16 protein-coding genes and 1 tRNA gene are annotated in these 15265 nt (G+C 59.0%); 11 read left to right on the top strand and 6 right to left on the bottom strand.

Annotation, left to right across the window (positions count from 1 at the left end; genetic code table 11):
* Positions 1-172 precede the first annotated feature (172 nt).
* Together ACIOYV_RS27890 and ACIOYV_RS27895 are read left to right on the top strand one after the other, a co-directional pair.
* The gene (locus tag ACIOYV_RS27890; protein ID WP_054054125.1) at positions 173-1222 is read left to right on the top strand and encodes an HlyD family secretion protein; all 1050 of its coding nucleotides are present in this window, start codon (positions 173-175) and stop codon (positions 1220-1222) included.
* A gap of 49 nt (positions 1223-1271) precedes the next feature.
* The gene (locus ACIOYV_RS27895) at positions 1272-2762 is read left to right on the top strand and encodes an MDR family MFS transporter (protein ID WP_401329064.1); all 1491 of its coding nucleotides are present in this window, start codon (positions 1272-1274) and stop codon (positions 2760-2762) included.
* 144 nt (positions 2763-2906) lie between these two features.
* On the opposite strand, the gene uvrB is transcribed toward ACIOYV_RS27895, so the two are convergent.
* Entirely contained in the window at positions 2907-4922 is a 2016-nt protein-coding gene (gene uvrB, locus ACIOYV_RS27900; RefSeq protein WP_054054130.1) for an excinuclease ABC subunit UvrB, read from the bottom strand.
* Between uvrB and ACIOYV_RS27905 the strand changes: the two genes are divergently transcribed.
* The 3 genes from ACIOYV_RS27905 to ACIOYV_RS27915 all read left to right on the top strand — a co-directional run bounded on the left by ACIOYV_RS27905 (position 4921) and on the right by ACIOYV_RS27915 (position 6957).
* Complete coding sequence (locus tag ACIOYV_RS27905; protein ID WP_054054132.1) at positions 4921-5100, top strand: hypothetical protein; 180 nt, start codon at positions 4921-4923, stop codon at positions 5098-5100. The genes uvrB and ACIOYV_RS27905 overlap by 2 nt on opposite strands.
* Before the next feature lie 161 nt (positions 5101-5261).
* Positions 5262-6458, top strand: coding sequence for an amino acid aminotransferase (locus tag ACIOYV_RS27910; protein WP_401328912.1), 1197 nt, complete (start codon positions 5262-5264; stop codon positions 6456-6458).
* A 298-nt stretch (positions 6459-6756) separates the two neighbouring features.
* Positions 6757-6957: a hypothetical protein gene (locus tag ACIOYV_RS27915; protein ID WP_054054136.1), complete on the top strand. Its 201-nt coding sequence runs from the start codon at positions 6757-6759 to the stop codon at positions 6955-6957.
* Here ACIOYV_RS27915 and ACIOYV_RS27920 read toward each other — a convergent pair.
* Positions 6954-7184, bottom strand: coding sequence for a hypothetical protein (locus tag ACIOYV_RS27920; protein ID WP_054054139.1), 231 nt, complete (start codon positions 7182-7184; stop codon positions 6954-6956). The genes ACIOYV_RS27915 and ACIOYV_RS27920 overlap by 4 nt on opposite strands.
* Before the next feature lie 227 nt (positions 7185-7411).
* Here ACIOYV_RS27920 and ACIOYV_RS27925 point away from each other — a divergent pair.
* A tRNA-Asn gene (locus ACIOYV_RS27925) sits at positions 7412-7487 on the top strand.
* Between the two features lie 166 nt (positions 7488-7653).
* On the opposite strand, the gene ACIOYV_RS27930 is transcribed toward ACIOYV_RS27925, so the two are convergent.
* On the bottom strand, positions 7654-9171 hold the full coding sequence (locus tag ACIOYV_RS27930; RefSeq protein ID WP_401328916.1) for a nucleobase:cation symporter-2 family protein: 1518 nt from the start codon (positions 9169-9171) through the stop codon (positions 7654-7656).
* Positions 9172-9420: 249 nt separating this feature from the next.
* On the opposite strand from ACIOYV_RS27930, the gene ACIOYV_RS27935 reads away from it, so the two are divergent.
* The 3 genes from ACIOYV_RS27935 (at position 9421) to ACIOYV_RS27945 (ending at position 10552) form a co-directional block, all read left to right on the top strand.
* Positions 9421-9702, top strand: a complete 282-nt coding sequence (locus ACIOYV_RS27935; protein ID WP_054054142.1) for a BrnT family toxin — start codon at positions 9421-9423, stop codon at positions 9700-9702.
* A gap of 2 nt (positions 9703-9704) precedes the next feature.
* Complete coding sequence (locus ACIOYV_RS27940) at positions 9705-10046, top strand: BrnA antitoxin family protein (protein WP_401328919.1); 342 nt, start codon at positions 9705-9707, stop codon at positions 10044-10046.
* Positions 10047-10126: 80 nt separating this feature from the next.
* Positions 10127-10552 (top strand): DUF4952 domain-containing protein, encoded by a 426-nt coding sequence (locus tag ACIOYV_RS27945; protein WP_401328922.1) that lies wholly within the window; start codon positions 10127-10129, stop codon positions 10550-10552.
* 39 nt (positions 10553-10591) lie between these two features.
* On the opposite strand, the gene ACIOYV_RS27950 is transcribed toward ACIOYV_RS27945, so the two are convergent.
* Positions 10592-11428 (bottom strand): arylamine N-acetyltransferase, encoded by an 837-nt coding sequence (locus tag ACIOYV_RS27950; protein WP_401328925.1) that lies wholly within the window; start codon positions 11426-11428, stop codon positions 10592-10594.
* Positions 11429-11539: 111 nt separating this feature from the next.
* Entirely contained in the window at positions 11540-12334 is a 795-nt protein-coding gene (locus tag ACIOYV_RS27955; RefSeq protein WP_401328928.1) for an exodeoxyribonuclease III, read from the bottom strand.
* A gap of 129 nt (positions 12335-12463) precedes the next feature.
* On the opposite strand from ACIOYV_RS27955, the gene ACIOYV_RS27960 reads away from it, so the two are divergent.
* Positions 12464-13051: a GNAT family N-acetyltransferase gene (locus tag ACIOYV_RS27960; RefSeq protein WP_401328931.1), complete on the top strand. Its 588-nt coding sequence runs from the start codon at positions 12464-12466 to the stop codon at positions 13049-13051.
* A gap of 193 nt (positions 13052-13244) precedes the next feature.
* Positions 13245-13559 (top strand): hypothetical protein, encoded by a 315-nt coding sequence (locus ACIOYV_RS27965; protein ID WP_054615529.1) that lies wholly within the window; start codon positions 13245-13247, stop codon positions 13557-13559.
* A gap of 59 nt (positions 13560-13618) precedes the next feature.
* Here ACIOYV_RS27965 and ACIOYV_RS27970 read toward each other — a convergent pair whose 3' ends face one another.
* The gene (locus ACIOYV_RS27970; protein WP_401328936.1) at positions 13619-15187 is read right to left on the bottom strand and encodes a diguanylate cyclase; all 1569 of its coding nucleotides are present in this window, start codon (positions 15185-15187) and stop codon (positions 13619-13621) included.
* Positions 15188-15265: the final 78 nt, after the last annotated feature.

Consider the following 15265-nt stretch of genomic DNA (forward strand, 5'->3'; position numbering starts at 1 on the left):
ATACCCGCCCGGCTCCAGTCAGCAGGGCATTTAAGCCAAGGTTGCGTCTACAACGCCCATAAGCCGTGGTGAATGACCGAATATCAGCCGATGGCATTTACCGTTTATCGGCTGTATGCCAGATTCGCCTGCTGATAACTTTCCTTACAATTTCTCGACTACAGTCTGCCCCATGCCTGCCCAACTCAAGCGTCGCCTGTTCTTCTTCCTGCTGATCGTCCTGTTGATCGCCGGGGGCTTCTTTGCCCATTGGTTCTTCAAGGGGCGCTTTTATGAAAGCACCGACAACGCGTATGTCCAGGGCGAGATCACCCGCGTCTCCAGCCAGTTGGGCGCACGCATCGATGAAGTCCTGGTGCAGGACAACCAGCACGTCGAGAAAGGCCAGTTGCTGATCAAGCTTGAAGGCGATGATTTCCACCTCGCCGTCGACCGCGCCAACGCCGCCCTGGCCATGCGCGAAGCCGAGCAAGTGCAGGCCCGAAGCAAACTGACCCAACAATCCAGCCTGATCGCCGCCAGCGATGCGCAAGTCGCGTCCAGCCAGGCCAGCCTGGGTCGTTCGCAAATCGACCTGTCCCGCGCCCAGACCTTGCGCAAACCCGGCTACGTCTCGGAAGAACGAGTGACCACCCTCTCCGCCGATAACCACATCGCCCGTTCGCAAGTGACCAAAGCCCAAGCCGACGCGCAAAGTCAGCGCCAGCAAGTCAACGCCCTGAGCGCCGAAATCAAGCGCCTCGACGCGATGATTTCCAACGCCAAGACCGAGCTGGCCCAGGCGCAATTGAACCTGACCCGCAGCGAGATCCATGCACCGATCAGCGGCCTGATCGGTCAACGCGCCGCGCGCAACGGCCAGTACGTGCAGGCTGGCGCTTATCTGCTGTCGATCGTGCCCGACCAGGACATCTGGATTCAGGCCAACTTCAAGGAAACCCAGATCGGCCACATGCAGCCCGGCCAGAAAGCCGAGCTGACCTTCGACGCTTACGGCGACACGCCGATTGAAGCGCGGGTCAACAGTCTGTTCGCCGCATCGGGCGCGCAGTTCAGCTTGTTGCCGCCGGACAATGCCACGGGCAATTTCACCAAAGTCGTACAACGGATTCCGGTAAAACTGACGTTCGCCGCGGACAATCCGCTGCACGGCAAGATCCGCCCGGGCATGTCGGTCACCGTCAAAGTAAACATCAAAGACGCCCCTGACGATGGCCGGTGATCAACTGATCCGCCCGGCCGGGGAACCGACCCGGCGGGACTGGATCGCGGTGATGAGTGTGATGCTCGGCGCCTTCATGGCTGTGCTCGACATCCAGATCACCAACTCTTCGCTCAAGGATATTCAGGGCGCTTTGTCGGCGACCCTGGAAGAAGGCTCGTGGATTTCCACTTCGTACCTGGTGGCGGAAATCATCATGATCCCGCTGACGGCGTGGCTGGTGCAGTTGCTGTCGGCGCGGCGTCTCGCGGTGTGGGTATCGCTGGGTTTCCTCGCTGCCTCGCTGCTGTGCTCGATGGCCTGGAGCCTCGAAAGCATGATTGTCTTTCGCGCCTTGCAGGGTTTTACCGGTGGTGCGCTGATCCCGCTGGCGTTCACCCTGACGCTGATCAAACTCCCGGAACATCACCGCGCCAAAGGCATGGCCATGTTCGCCATGACCGCGACCTTCGCCCCTTCTATCGGCCCGACCATTGGCGGCTGGCTCACGGAAAACTGGGGCTGGGAATACATTTTCTACATCAACATCCCGCCCGGCCTGCTGATGATCGCCGGCCTGATGTATGGCCTGGAGAAGAAAGAAGCCCACTGGGAACTGCTCAAAAGCACTGACTACATGGGCATTCTTACCCTCGGCGTTGGCCTCGGTTGCTTGCAGGTGTTTCTTGAGGAAGGTCATCGCAAGGATTGGCTGGAGTCGACCCTGATCGTGAGCCTGGGCAGCATTGCGCTGTGCAGCTTGATCACCTTTGTGATCGTGCAGTTTTCCAAACCCAACCCGCTGATCAACCTGCGCATCCTCGGTAATCGCAACTTTGGTTTATCGAGTATTTCCAGCCTGGGGATGGGAGTCGGGTTGTACGGCTCGATCTATTTGTTGCCGTTGTATCTGGCGCAGATCCAGAACTACAACGCGCTGCAGATCGGCGAAGTGATCATGTGGATGGGGGTTCCGCAGCTGTTTTTGATTCCGCTGGTGCCGAAGCTGATGAAGTTCATCCCGCCGAAATGGTTGTGCACCATCGGTTTCGGGTTGTTCGGGTTGGCGAGTTTTTCCTCGGGCGTGTTGAATCCGGATTTCGCCGGGCCGCAGTTCAATCAGATCCAGATCATCCGCGCGCTGGGCCAGCCGCTGATCATGGTCACCATCTCGTTGATCGCCACGGCGTACATCCTGCCCCAGGACGCCGGATCGGCATCGAGCCTTTTCAACATTCTGCGAAACCTCGGCGGCGCAATCGGCATCGCCCTCCTCGCCACCCTGCTGGATGCGCGGACCAAGACGTACTTTGATTATTTGCGCGAGTCGATTGTGCCGAGCAATCCGCAGGTGGCGGAGCGCATGGCCTCGATGGCGGACCGGTTTGGCAGTGACACTGCGGCATTAGGCAAGATGAGTGAAATCGTGCATCAGCAGGCGTCGATCATGGCCTACAACGATGCGTTTCACTTTGTCGGGATTGCGTTGGGGATCAGTATGCTGGCGGTGTTGCTGACCAAGGCGTTGCCGGCGGGGTTGAAGGCTGGCGAGGCGCATTAGCGGTTGATTGCGGCGGGCTTTCGGACGCCTTCGCGGGCAAGCCTCGCTCCTACAGGTTTTGCGGCGTGTGCATATTGGGCGCACGACACAAATCCGTAGGAGCGAGGCTTGCCCGCGAAGAGGCCATAACAGCCTCTGCAAATATCAGACTGAGATCAACCGCTCCCGCAACTTGCCAATCTCATCGCGCATCTGCGCCGCCGCTTCGAACTCCAGATCACGCGCCAGCGCGTACATCTTCTCTTCCAGCGCCTTGATCCGCTTGGCGACTTCGCCCGGCGAACGCAATTCGGCTTCGTACTTGGCGCTCTCTTCGGCGGCCTTGGCCATGCCTTTGCGCTTCTTGCTGCGCGAGCCCGGCACGGTGGCGCCTTCCATGATATCGGCGACGTCCTTAAACACACCTTTAGGCGTGATGCCATTGGCCAGGTTGAACGCAATCTGCTTGTCGCGACGGCGCTCGGTCTCGCCAATCGCCCGCTCCATGGAGCCGGTAATCCGGTCGGCATACAGAATCGCCCGACCGTTGAGGTTACGCGCCGCCCGGCCGATGGTCTGGATCAGCGAGCGCTCGGAACGCAGGAAGCCTTCCTTGTCCGCATCGAGAATCGCCACCAGCGACACTTCCGGCATGTCCAGGCCTTCACGCAGCAGGTTGATCCCCACCAGCACGTCGAAGGTGCCGAGGCGCAAGTCGCGGATGATTTCGACCCGTTCGACCGTATCGATGTCCGAGTGCAAGTAACGCACCCGCACGCCGTGATCAGCGAGGTAATCGGTCAAGTCTTCGGACATGCGCTTGGTCAGCGTAGTGACCAGCACCCGCTCTTCCAGCGCCACGCGCTTGCCGATTTCCGAGAGCAGATCATCGACCTGGGTCAGCGCCGGGCGGATTTCGATTTGCGGGTCCACCAGGCCGGTCGGACGCACCAGTTGCTCGACCACGCGACCGGCGTGTTCCGCTTCGTAGTTGCCCGGCGTGGCCGAGACAAAAATCGTCTGCGGGCTGATGTTTTCGAATTCGTCGAAACGCATCGGCCGGTTATCCAGTGCCGACGGCAGGCGGAAACCGTATTCCACCAACGTCTCTTTACGCGAGCGGTCGCCTTTATACATGGCGCCGACCTGCGGCACGCTGACGTGGGATTCGTCGATCACCAGCAAGGCGTCGGCCGGCAGGTAGTCGAACAACGTTGGCGGCGCCTGACCGGACTCACGGCCCGACAGGTAGCGCGAGTAGTTTTCGATGCCGTTGCAGTAACCCAACTCCAGGATCATCTCCAGGTCAAACCGGGTGCGCTGCTCCAGACGTTGGGCTTCCACCAATTTGTTGTTGGTGCGCAGGTAGTCCAGGCGTTCCTGAAGCTCGACCTTGATCCCTTCGATGGCGCCCAGCAGGGTTTCCCGTGGCGTCACGTAGTGGCTTTTCGGATAAAACGTGAACCGCGGCAACTGCCGGGTGACTTCGCCGGTCAGTGGATCGAACGCGGAAATTTTCTCCACTTCGTCATCGAAGAGCTCGATGCGGATCGCTTCAAAATCGGATTCCGCCGGGTGGATATCGATCACGTCGCCGCGCACACGGAAGGTCGCCCGGGCGAAATCCATGTCGTTGCGGGTGTATTGCAAATCGGCGAGACGTCGCAGCAAGGCGCGTTGATCGAGCTTGTCGCCGCGATCCACGTGCAAGACCATTTTCAGATAGGTTTCCGGGCTGCCCAGACCGTAGATGCACGACACCGTGGTGACGATGATCGCGTCTTTGCGCTCCAGCAGCGCTTTGGTCGCGGAGAGTCGCATCTGCTCGATGTGGTCGTTGATCGAGGCATCCTTCTCGATGAAGGTGTCCGACGACGGCACATAGGCTTCGGGCTGGTAGTAGTCGTAATAGGAAACGAAGTATTCGACGGCGTTGTTCGGGAAGAATGCCTTGAACTCGCCGTACAACTGCGCGGCCAGGGTTTTGTTCGGCGCCAGCACCAGGGTCGGACGTTGCACCTGGGCGATTACGTTGGCGATGCTGAAGGTCTTGCCCGAACCGGTCACACCGAGCAACGTCTGGTGCGCCAGCCCGGCTTCGATGCCCTCGACCATCAGGCGGATGGCTTCCGGCTGATCGCCGGCGGGCTCGAAGCGGGTGACTAGCTGGAATTCAGACATGAAATACCTCTGGGTTCGCGCCTTGCACGGTCAAACCGACAGGAGCGAGAAAGGCCGCAAACGACTCACGTCGCCCGAGGAAAAAAACTGGATTGTGCTCAATGTGGAGCCGATTGCCCGCGCTTTCAAGGCAAACGTCCTACATCCCTCGAAGTCTTTGACGATGCCAATCGACTAACGGTCGAAAAATAATCGAAAAAACTTGCTGTAAAAGCCGAATCGTCTGTCGCCATCAATCGCAGATGGCCTCTATACTAGCTCCCCGTTTGTGCACCGCTCTAGTGCATTCGGCTGGAGCGCGACACGTCCCTCCACACTCCATTCAGAGCCGCCGCAAAAATGAGCCTGTTCTCCGCTGTCGAAATGGCACCACGCGATCCAATCCTGGGCCTCAACGAAGCATTCAACGCCGATACCCGTACCAACAAGGTCAACCTGGGGGTCGGTGTTTATTGCAACGAGGAGGGGCGAATTCCACTCCTGCGCGCCGTTGTCGAAGCCGAGACGATTCGCGTCGCTCAACACGCTTCCCGTGGCTACTTGCCGATCGATGGCATCGCCGCCTACGACCAGGCCGTGCAAAAACTGCTGTTTGGCAATGACTCGCCGCTGATCGCTTCCGGTCGCGTCCTCACTACCCAAGCCGTTGGCGGTACGGGCGCACTGAAAATCGGTGCCGACTTCCTCAAGCAACTGCTGCCGAACGCTGTCGTGGCGATCAGCGACCCAAGCTGGGAAAACCACCGCGCACTGTTCGAAACCGCCGGTTTCCCGGTACAGAACTATCGCTACTACGACGCCGCGACCCACGACGTTAACCGCGCCGGCCTGCTCGAAGACCTGAACGCGCTGCCAAACGGCTCGATCGTTGTACTGCACGCTTGCTGCCACAACCCGACCGGCGTGGACCTGAGCCCGGCGGACTGGAACAACGTGCTGGACGCGGTGAAAGCCAAGGGTCATGTACCGTTCCTCGACATGGCCTACCAGGGCTTTGGCGACGGCATCGACGAAGACGCAGCCGCTGTGCGTCTGTTCGCCGAATCGGGCCTGACCTTCTTTGTTTCCAGCTCGTTCTCCAAATCGTTCTCGTTGTACGGCGAGCGCGTTGGCGCCCTGTCGGTCGTCAGCGAATCGAAAGAAGAAAGCGCGCGCGTGCTGTCGCAAGTCAAACGCGTGATCCGCACCAACTACTCCAACCCGCCGACCCACGGTGCAAGCATCGTCGCCGCCGTGCTGAACAGCCCGGTACTGCGCGCGCAGTGGGAAGAAGAACTGGCCGAAATGCGCCTGCGGATTCGTGGCATGCGCATCCAGATGGTTGAAGCGCTGGCGAAGCAAGCCCCACAACGGGATTTCAGCTTTGTCGGTCGTCAACGCGGCATGTTCTCCTACTCCGGCCTGACCGTCGAGCAAGTGACCCGCCTGCGCAGCGAGTTCGGTATCTACGCCCTGGACACCGGCCGCATCTGCGTGGCCGCGCTGAACCAGAGCAACATCGACGCCGTGACCAAGGCCATCGTTCAGGTGATCTGAGTCTCGCGCGGTACGAAAAACGGGAAGCCTTTGGGCTTCCCGTTTTTTATTTGTCGCAGATAAGTGTCAAAGCGATGTCTGCGCCCTCTAAACTGCACACAGATCCAATGTGGGAATGGGCTTGATGTGGCGAGGGGGCTTGCCCCCGCTCGGCAGCGAAGCAGTCGTAAAATCATTGCATGCGGTGCAACTGAAAGACTTTAGGGTCGCTAGCGACCCAACGGGGGCAAGCCCCCTCGCCACACAAGCCTCGCTCCTACAAGTATGTGTACACCCGAGAATATCTACGAGAACCCACATGAAAAACGATGACCTACGCGCTGACCGGGACGAGCTGGACCATTTCGTGCCCCGCACCCCGGCCAAACGCGGCAACAACCTGGTGCTGCAAGTGGCTGCCGGCGTATTTCTTGGTGGCCTGGCCTTGTGGCTGGTGCAACTGGCCGCCACCTCGCTGTATGCCAAGCTGATGCTCGGCACCTTCACCTTCGGCGGTTAAGCCAGTTCGGTTGCGCGCTGGCTGGCGGCGTCGTCGTAAGCCACGTAAAGCGATTCGGCCACTTGGCTTTTGATCGCCTTGGCGCTTTCCAGGCCAAGGACAAAGCCTTCAGCCTTGCCACCGGCGCGGTTCAATTCGTCAGCGGTGCTGGCCTGAGTGATGGCGTCCAACAGTTTTTCGGCGTGAGGGCCGACACCCTTGGGCAGACTGATCTGGGCGATGCTCATGCGAACACCCCGTTTGTTTGCGATGCGAGTGCTGGATGATTCATGGCGCTTACCTTTTCGGCGAATGGCCGGTAGCGCGTGTCACCACTTCCGGGCAGCTATGGTAGACCTCTCCCACGATTCTGGTAACCGCCAATCAGCGCTAAAACACCACTCGTGCCATTGAATCGATGAAGTTAGCAATGGATGCTTGACTTCTCTTTTTGAATCAGTAACATACACGCCATTCCGCGATAGCTCAGTTGGTAGAGCAAGTGACTGTTAATCACTGGGTCCCTGGTTCGAGTCCAGGTCGTGGAGCCAGACAGCAACATCGAAAAGCCCCTGAATCGAAAGGTTCAGGGGCTTTTTTGTGTGTCTGTGAAAAGTCAAAAGATCGCAGCCTTCGGCGGCGCCCACAGGCGCGTAGGAGCTGCCGAAGGCTGCGATCTTTTGATCTACAGCCCTTTTTATTTAGCAAATACAGCCGTCAGACATGCTCCCCACTTTTCGAATGCGTCGACCGTGGCTCTGCATGCCCATGGTCGGCCTCGATGACCGGGATTTCCTTGCCGTCGCAGTCATGCAGTTTGCCTTCGCTGAAGTAATCCCCCTCGCGCAACGCCGCCAGGTCCTGGTAGCGCAGGACGCGTTCGGTGCCGGCCGCAAACACTGACTGTTGGTCCGAGTTGCCGGTGGTGAAGTGGTTGAAGGTCAGGTTCAGCACGATGGCCATGATCGCCGACGAGCTGATGCCCGAATGGAAGATCGTCGCAAACCAGCTCGGGAAGTGGTCGTAGAAGTTCGGTGCGGCGATGGGGATCATGCCGAAGCCGATGGAGGTGGCGACGATGATCAGGTTGACGTTGTTGCGGTAGTCGACCTTGGACAGCGTACGAATGCCACTGGCCGCCACGGTGCCGAACAGTACGATGCCGGCGCCACCGAGTACCGACGTCGGCACAGCGGCGATGACCCGGCCCATGAACGGCAACAGGCCGAGGATCACAAGGAAGATGCCGCCAGTGGCGACCACGAAGCGGCTCTTGATGCCGGTCACCGCCACCAGCCCGACGTTTTGGGCGAAAGCACTTTGGGTGAAGGAGCCGAAGATCGGCGCGATCATGCTCGACAGCATGTCAGCGCGCAGACCATTGCCCAGGCGTTTTGAGTCGACTTTGGTGCCGATGATCTCGCCCACCGCAAGGATGTCTGCGGAGGTTTCCACCAGGGTCACCATGATCACGATGCACATCGACAGGATCGCGGCGAAGTGGAAGGTCGGCATGCCGAAGTGGAACGGTGTCGGGAAGCCGAACATCGGGCCTTGGGTGACGGACGAGAAGTCTGCCATGCCGAGGAATACCGCGATCACCGTGCCGATGACCATGGCCAGCAGGATCGACAGACGCGAGATGGTCGCACTGCCGACCTTGCTCAACAGCAGCACCAATACCAGGGTCACTGCCGCCAGACCGATGTTCGCCATGCTGCCGAAGTCCGGGGCGTGGCTGTTGCCGCCCATGGCCCAACGTGCGGCCACCGGCATCAGCGTAAGGCCGATGGTGGTGATCACAATGCCCGTGACCAGCGGCGGGAAGAACCTGGTAATTCGCGAGAACACCGGCGTGATCAGCAAACCGATCAGCGAGGCAGCTATCACCGCGCCGAGGATCGACTGGAAGCCACCCTCCCCGCCGCTGCTGACAATTGCCACCATGGTCGCGACGCCAGAGAACGACACGCCCTGCACCAGCGGCAACTGACAACCGAAAAACGGTAATCCGAGGGTCTGCAGCAATGTCGCCAGGCCCCCCGCAAACAATGAAGCAGCAATCAACAAACCGATGTCCGCCGGTGAGAGCCCGGCCGCCTGGCCGATGATCAAGGGTACCGCGACGATGCCGCCGTACATGGTCAGAACGTGTTGCAGGCCGTAAGCCATATTCGCGCCGATCCCAAGGTTTTCATCCTCGGGCCGTTGGTGTGAAACATGGGGCGTTTTCATGGTTGGGGGGTTCCCTGGTTTTTGTTATGCGCACACTGTATGCAAGACTCAGGACAAATGTCTATAGAGTTGTATACAACTGACCAGTCAAATTATGGACATCTGTTCATCCTGCTCGTTGAACAGTGCACTTGAGCCAGCAAAAACCTTGCAATACATCCATCCCTGCACAACCCCCCGCTAGTCTTTTGCCTTCATGGCGACCGCCGGCACGGATGCCCTCTTTTTTATACATATAAAGTATGCATAATGAAGCCATTCGAAATTCAGTACGACAAAGCAAAGAATGCAGCCAATAAACTCAAGCATAGGGGAGTCAGCCTGGCCGAGACCGAAACCGTATTCAATGACGAGCGAGCCTTGACCTTGCAAGACTGCGATCACGATGAACAACGCTGGATCATCCTGGGACAGGATGCCAAAGGACGTGTGCTGGTGGTTGCCTACACCTGGCGTGACCCGAATTTCGTTCGAATTATTTCCGCGCGCACCGCTACCAAAAACGAGCGCCACCAATACAGGGAGGCATGACCATGAAAGACGAGTACGACTTCAGTAACGCCAAGCGCGGGGCGATTGCTTCCAGCAAAGGCAAGACCCGCATCACCATCATGCTGGATGATGCCGTGATCGAGGCGGCTCGTACGCTCGCGGAGAACGAGGGCTTTGGGTATCAGACGGTGATCAACAATACGTTGCGTCAGGTATTGCTCAGCGATAAGGGACAAGCCCCGAAGGCCGCGCCACACAGCGGTGCCAGCGGCGGCCATCTCAAAAAAGGCGTAACGGCGACCGACCTGAAATGTCTGGAGAAAAAACTCGCTGACGCCCTCAGCGAAATCCATCGGGTGATGGAGCCGGATGTCCGGCCGTAGATAACAACCTCACCGCCCGGCATTGGTGTCTGGGCGGTATCCAAAGGAAATGGTGTGGTGATTTACAGGCAGGGAAAGAATTGAAACGTCCATCACTGTTAAGGCTTTTGGCTGCCCTGTTAATGCTCTTCGCCAGCGGCGCCAAGGCCGAGCTCGCGTGTGACGACTTCTTGGCAAAGCTCAGCGACAAGCCCGGGTTTATCGAGTTTCAGGGCTGTCAGCAGTCAATCGATCGTCAGGGACAGCCGTTCTCGGCCAGCTACCGTGTATCGGGGGAAAACGCCTCTAAAGCTGAAAAATACCTCAAGCAACAATTTGGCCAGCCCGCCCTCGAGCGAGTGTGTTGCATATGGGAATCGACAGCACATTTCTATCGAGACAAGCAGACCGACATTGGTTATTCCATCACGATGGGCTCAGGAGAGACGCTGATCCATGATCGGAAATCATGGCCAGCCATCGACTACTTTTACATCGGCGTCGATGCGTATGCAGAGGATCCCTGAAGCGCCTGGCGACGACCAACCGACGCAAAGCAGACTCGATCAGGCTAGTTCTTTCGGCTCAATCAAACGCGCAAGCACCAGCCGCAACCGGTCATTGATCGGCACCTGAATCCCGAACTCGCTTTGCAGCAACCCGGTTAATTCATCTATATCCGTCACTTGGCGCCGCTCGCTCTCGCTGCCTATCCGGTGGAGCGCAAAGCTGCCGTTGTTCAGCGTCTTGCGCCACCCTTCCCCGGTACGCGCCACCATCAACTGTTTGACGAAAGACGATTCAGGATGCGTCGAGACATACCAATTGCCGACGGTGTAATCGATGTCTTCCTGGCGTTGCAGGTCAAAGATATACATCGCCCGCCATTCATCAGCGACCTTTGCGCGAAGGGTGTAGCCGTCGACATGTTGTTCGATGCGATAGGGTTCGTGGGGGGTGAGTTGTTCGTCGGTGCTATCGAGTTTCAGCGGTGCGGTAGGCACCATGCCGCCAAAGCCGACGTCGGTGATGTAGCGCACGCCGTCCAGGATCACCAGGCTCAAGCGGTGGGTACGCGCCGTCCATGCACCTTCGGGCTGGCCCATCACCACACGGCCGCTGATGCCGCGCGCGTCGAAGCCCAGTTCCTGCAGCAGCGAGAGGAACAAGTTGTTCAGTTCATAGCAGTAGCCACCACGGCCCTGATGCAGGACTTTCTGCTCAATCGAAGGTAAATCGATGAGTACCGGTTCGCCGGATAACGTCGTGAGATTCTCAAACGGGAAAGCACCAGTGTGGCGCAGCTGAAGTTGACGCAAGGTTTCCAGAGTGGGCGCGGGGGGTGCGTTGAAACCCAGGCGTTGCAAATACAGGTTCAGATTCTTCAGGCGTGACTCGCTCATTGCTCAGTCCTTATGTGCGGGGCCGCGGATCACTCCGCCGATGGGCGCCATATATAAGGGAAAAAGCCCTGTGACCGACAATTGATTTCGCCAATCGCCGTCGACGTAATATCAACGCCGCTTACGCGTGCCCAACCGGATCCAGGTCGGCGCATGGTCGCTGGCATGAGGCTCGTTGCGCACCCAGGCATCGACACCGGCCTCTTGCAGGTACGGACTCAGCGCCGGATTCAACAGCAGATGATCGATGCGCAACCCGGAGTTTTTCTGCCAGTGCTGTCGGAAATAATCCCAGAACGTGTAGAGACGATCCTCGGGATAGAGATGACGCAGGGAATCGGTCCAGCCCTGATCCAGCAATCGTTGATAACACTCACGGCTCTCGGGTTGCAGCAACGCGTCCTTGAGCCAGGAGCGCGTGTTGTAGATGTCGAGGTCGGTGGGCACCACGTTGTAGTCGCCGGCCAGGACCACCGGATGCTCGCTGACTTGAAGGGCCTGTGCATAACTGATCAATCGTTCGAACCAGGCCAATTTGTAATCGAACTTCGGCCCCGGTTGCGGGTTACCGTTGGGCAAATACAGACACCCCACCAAAACCCCGTGCACCGCAGCTTCGAGGTAGCGGCTCTGGGTGTCGCTGTCGTCGCCGGGCAAGCCGCTACGACTCTCCAGCGGCTGCGCGTCCCGGGCCAGAATTGCGACACCGTTCCAGGAGGACTGGCCCTGCCAGATCGCACCGTAACCGGCCGCTTCCAGCTCGGCGGCGGGGAACGCACTGTCGACGGACTTGAGTTCTTGCAGGCAAACAATGTCCGGTTGTTCTCGCGCCAGCCAGGCCAGCAGGTTGGGCAGTCGGGCCCGCAGGCCGTTGACGTTGAACGTCGCGATTCGCAAATTCTTCATCGGCCGAGGCTCCTGGCAGCGAGGTGTCCAGGTTGTGACAGCAGCCCGTTCTGGTGGTTGCGCCCGGGAAGTAATCTGCGGCGTAATAGGCGTCCAACGCCCTAGCCGATTTGCCGAGAATAGCGACTCATGGAAACCAGCCTCGAAGGCCACAGAATCCTCCTGCGCCCCCTGCAATACACCGATGCCGACGCCTTGGTCGAGGCAGCCGGGGACGGTGAACTGTGGAACCTGACGGTGACCGTCGTGCCCTCCCCGACCACCGTCGACAGCTACCTGAAAAGAGCCCTTGATGGGCGCGACGCTGGCACTGTCCTGCCATTCGTCATCGTGCTCAAGGACACCGGCAAGGTCATCGGCTCGACACGCTTCTGGAAAGTCGACCGACTCAATCGCAAGCTCGAAATCGGCAGCAGTTGGATCGGCGCCAGTTGGCAGAAAACCTTCGTCAACACCGAAGCCAAATACCTGATGCTGCGCCACGCCTTTGAAGTGCTCGATTGCGTGCGCGTGCAATTCACCACCGATGAAAACAACCAGAAGTCACGCAACGCGATCCTCAGGCTCGGCGCGCAGCAGGAAGGCATCGTGCGCCACGAACGGATCATGCCGGATGGACGCAAGCGCAACTCGGTGCGGTTCAGCATCATCGATGATGAGTGGCCACAGGTTCGGCAGCATCTGGAAAAGAAACTCGCCGAATACAGCCCTCACTGACACCACAATTTAATGTGGGAGCGGGCTTGCTCGCGAAAGCGGTATGCCATTCGCCATCAATGTTGGATGTGCCGACGCTTTCGCGAGCAAGCCCGCTCCCACAGTGGAAGGTCGCCATTCGTCATCTTGCCGGCACCAACCGCGCCCACCCGAACACCAATATCAGGTAGCGACTCAATTCTGGAGACGTACCATGATCACGACCAAAATCACCTCCTTGCTGCTGGCTGGTTTGCTGTGCGCCGCGCCGCTGGCCAGCTATGCAGCCAACGATGCCCCTGACGCCACCGGCACCAAATCCGGCGGAGTCAGCGGCTCGACACTGCCACCCAACAGCACGCCCGGCGCACCGTCCGGTGGTAAAGAAACCAATAACGGCACCAACTCATCGAGCACAGGCTCGGGCGTCAATGGCAGCAACGGCGGGACCAGCGGTTCTGGCGCGGGCGGTGGCACCGGAGCGCCCGGTGGCGGGACGGGCGGAGCTGGCGGTGGCACGGGCAGTTGAACGCGAAAAGGCAGCTTCTAATCTTGAAGGTCGGGAACAGGACCTGTCTTTTTACCTATTCAGCGATCCGAACGCATCAATGCCTCGACGCCACCCTCCAGCGACAGCACCGCCGAACGATTTCGTCCGGAGTGCTTGGCCTGATACAGCGCGGCGTCTGCGCGCTGGATGAAAACTTCGATGCTGTCGCGTCCGGTCGGCACAAATGCATAGCAACCCAGGCTAACGGTCACGTACCCGGTGGGCGAACCGCTGTGGGTGATGTTTTTGTCCATGACACTGCGGCGAATTTGCTCGGCGATGACCAGTGCACCGTGAATGTCGGTGTCCGGCAGCAACACTGCAAACTCTTCACCGCCATAGCGCACCGCGAGATCGGCCTTGCGATGACAGCAACTCTTCAGCGCCCGGGCCACTTCGGCCAGGCAATGGTCCCCCGCCACATGACCGTAAGTGTCGTTGTAGCGTTTGAAGAAATCGATATCGAGCATCACCAGGCTCAGCGGGCTCGCCTGTCGGGAACCGCGACCGAACTCGATGTCCAGCGCCCGCTCGAACAGCCGTCGGTTGGCCAAACCGGTCAGGCTGTCATGGGTGGCGATCAGCTCCAGCGCTTCCTGGGCCTGGCGCAGATCGGCTTCGATCCGCCCACCGTCGCGCACCTGATGAATGAACACCCAGCCGAACAGCCCCACACCCAATATCACCAGGGCGACGATGACGCTCGATTGAAACGCCGTCGCGTACCAGTCCTGGAGAATCGCGTCCTTTGACGAGGCCGCCGACACCACCAATGGATACGCTTCCAGTTGACGGTAGCCATACAGACGCACCGTACCATCGACCACCGAATTGATCATCGCATTGCCGGAATTCGCGCTCGGCAAGTGCCTTTGAAAAATCGCACCTTGGGCCAGCGACGTGCCGATCTGCGAATCCACGAACGGTCGCCGCGCCAGCAACGTGCCGTCCGTGAGCGCCAGAAACATCGTGCCCTGCTCATCGATGCTGAAGCTTTTGAAGAACTGATCGAAGTAAGCCATCTTGATCCCGGCCAGCAACACGCCCTGGAAGTTGCCATCCTTGTCGTTGACGCGCTTGGTCACCGGAATGATCCACTCACCGTTCTCGCGACTGCGGATAGCCGGGCCGATGTGCGCCAGGGACGAAACGTTTTGCTGGTGGAATTTGAAGTACTCGCGGTCCGATACACCCGAGCCACGCGGCAAGTCCTGGAACGAGTTCACGATCCATTGCCCCTGTTTGTCGAACAGGAAAATCCCATGCAATTGATGCAAGGCTTGCACCCGCTGCACAAAGGTTTTGTGCAGACGCGGCAATTGGGTCGCGTCGTAACCGTCGGCCTGAATCCAGTCGGCCAGGCTGGTCAGCACCAGATCAGCCTTCATGAACGTGTCTTCGGCCTGCTGCGCCATGGCCCGGGTCAGGTTCGACGACGCGACTTCTGCCAACGCCAGGTCATGGCGTCGCGATTGCTCCAGTTGCAGGTACAGCAAACCACACAGGCACAAGCACACCGCCGCGATAAAAAACGCTGCGGCCTTGAGCAAAGGCAAGCGTTTCAGGGCGCCGGGGGCGTGGTGCGAGTCGTGAATGGGAATAGGCAAAGGTGTTTCCTGAAGGGCACGGCACGGGCGAAGGCCCAAAGCCCTTATTTTTTGTGAGCTTAGTCTACGGGGTTGTCG

The organism is Pseudomonas sp. NPDC087342 (genome assembly GCF_044744265.1).
GTDB classification, from domain to species: domain Bacteria; phylum Pseudomonadota; class Gammaproteobacteria; order Pseudomonadales; family Pseudomonadaceae; genus Aquipseudomonas; species Aquipseudomonas nunensis.

Excerpts from the sequence above, each read along its gene's own strand:
- ACIOYV_RS27890 (WP_054054125.1), top strand. The coding sequence starts at position 173 with ATGCCTGCCCAACTCAAGCGTCGCCTGTTCTTCTTCCTGCTGATCGTC.
- ACIOYV_RS27915 (WP_054054136.1), top strand. The coding sequence starts at position 6,757 with ATGAAAAACGATGACCTACGCGCTGACCGGGACGAGCTGGACCATTTC.
- ACIOYV_RS27965 (WP_054615529.1), top strand. The coding sequence starts at position 13,245 with ATGATCACGACCAAAATCACCTCCTTGCTGCTGGCTGGTTTGCTGTGC.
- ACIOYV_RS27910 (WP_401328912.1), top strand. The coding sequence starts at position 5,262 with ATGAGCCTGTTCTCCGCTGTCGAAATGGCACCACGCGATCCAATCCTG.
- ACIOYV_RS27940 (WP_401328919.1), top strand. The coding sequence starts at position 9,705 with ATGAAAGACGAGTACGACTTCAGTAACGCCAAGCGCGGGGCGATTGCT.
- ACIOYV_RS27950 (WP_401328925.1), bottom strand. The coding sequence starts at position 11,428 with ATGAGCGAGTCACGCCTGAAGAATCTGAACCTGTATTTGCAACGCCTG.
- ACIOYV_RS27920 (WP_054054139.1), bottom strand. The coding sequence starts at position 7,184 with ATGAGCATCGCCCAGATCAGTCTGCCCAAGGGTGTCGGCCCTCACGCC.
- ACIOYV_RS27930 (WP_401328916.1), bottom strand. The coding sequence starts at position 9,171 with ATGAAAACGCCCCATGTTTCACACCAACGGCCCGAGGATGAAAACCTT.
- ACIOYV_RS27955 (WP_401328928.1), bottom strand. The coding sequence starts at position 12,334 with ATGAAGAATTTGCGAATCGCGACGTTCAACGTCAACGGCCTGCGGGCC.
- ACIOYV_RS27935 (WP_054054142.1), top strand. The coding sequence starts at position 9,421 with ATGAAGCCATTCGAAATTCAGTACGACAAAGCAAAGAATGCAGCCAAT.
- uvrB (WP_054054130.1), bottom strand. The coding sequence starts at position 4,922 with ATGTCTGAATTCCAGCTAGTCACCCGCTTCGAGCCCGCCGGCGATCAG.
- ACIOYV_RS27960 (WP_401328931.1), top strand. The coding sequence starts at position 12,464 with ATGGAAACCAGCCTCGAAGGCCACAGAATCCTCCTGCGCCCCCTGCAA.
- ACIOYV_RS27905 (WP_054054132.1), top strand. The coding sequence starts at position 4,921 with ATGAAATACCTCTGGGTTCGCGCCTTGCACGGTCAAACCGACAGGAGC.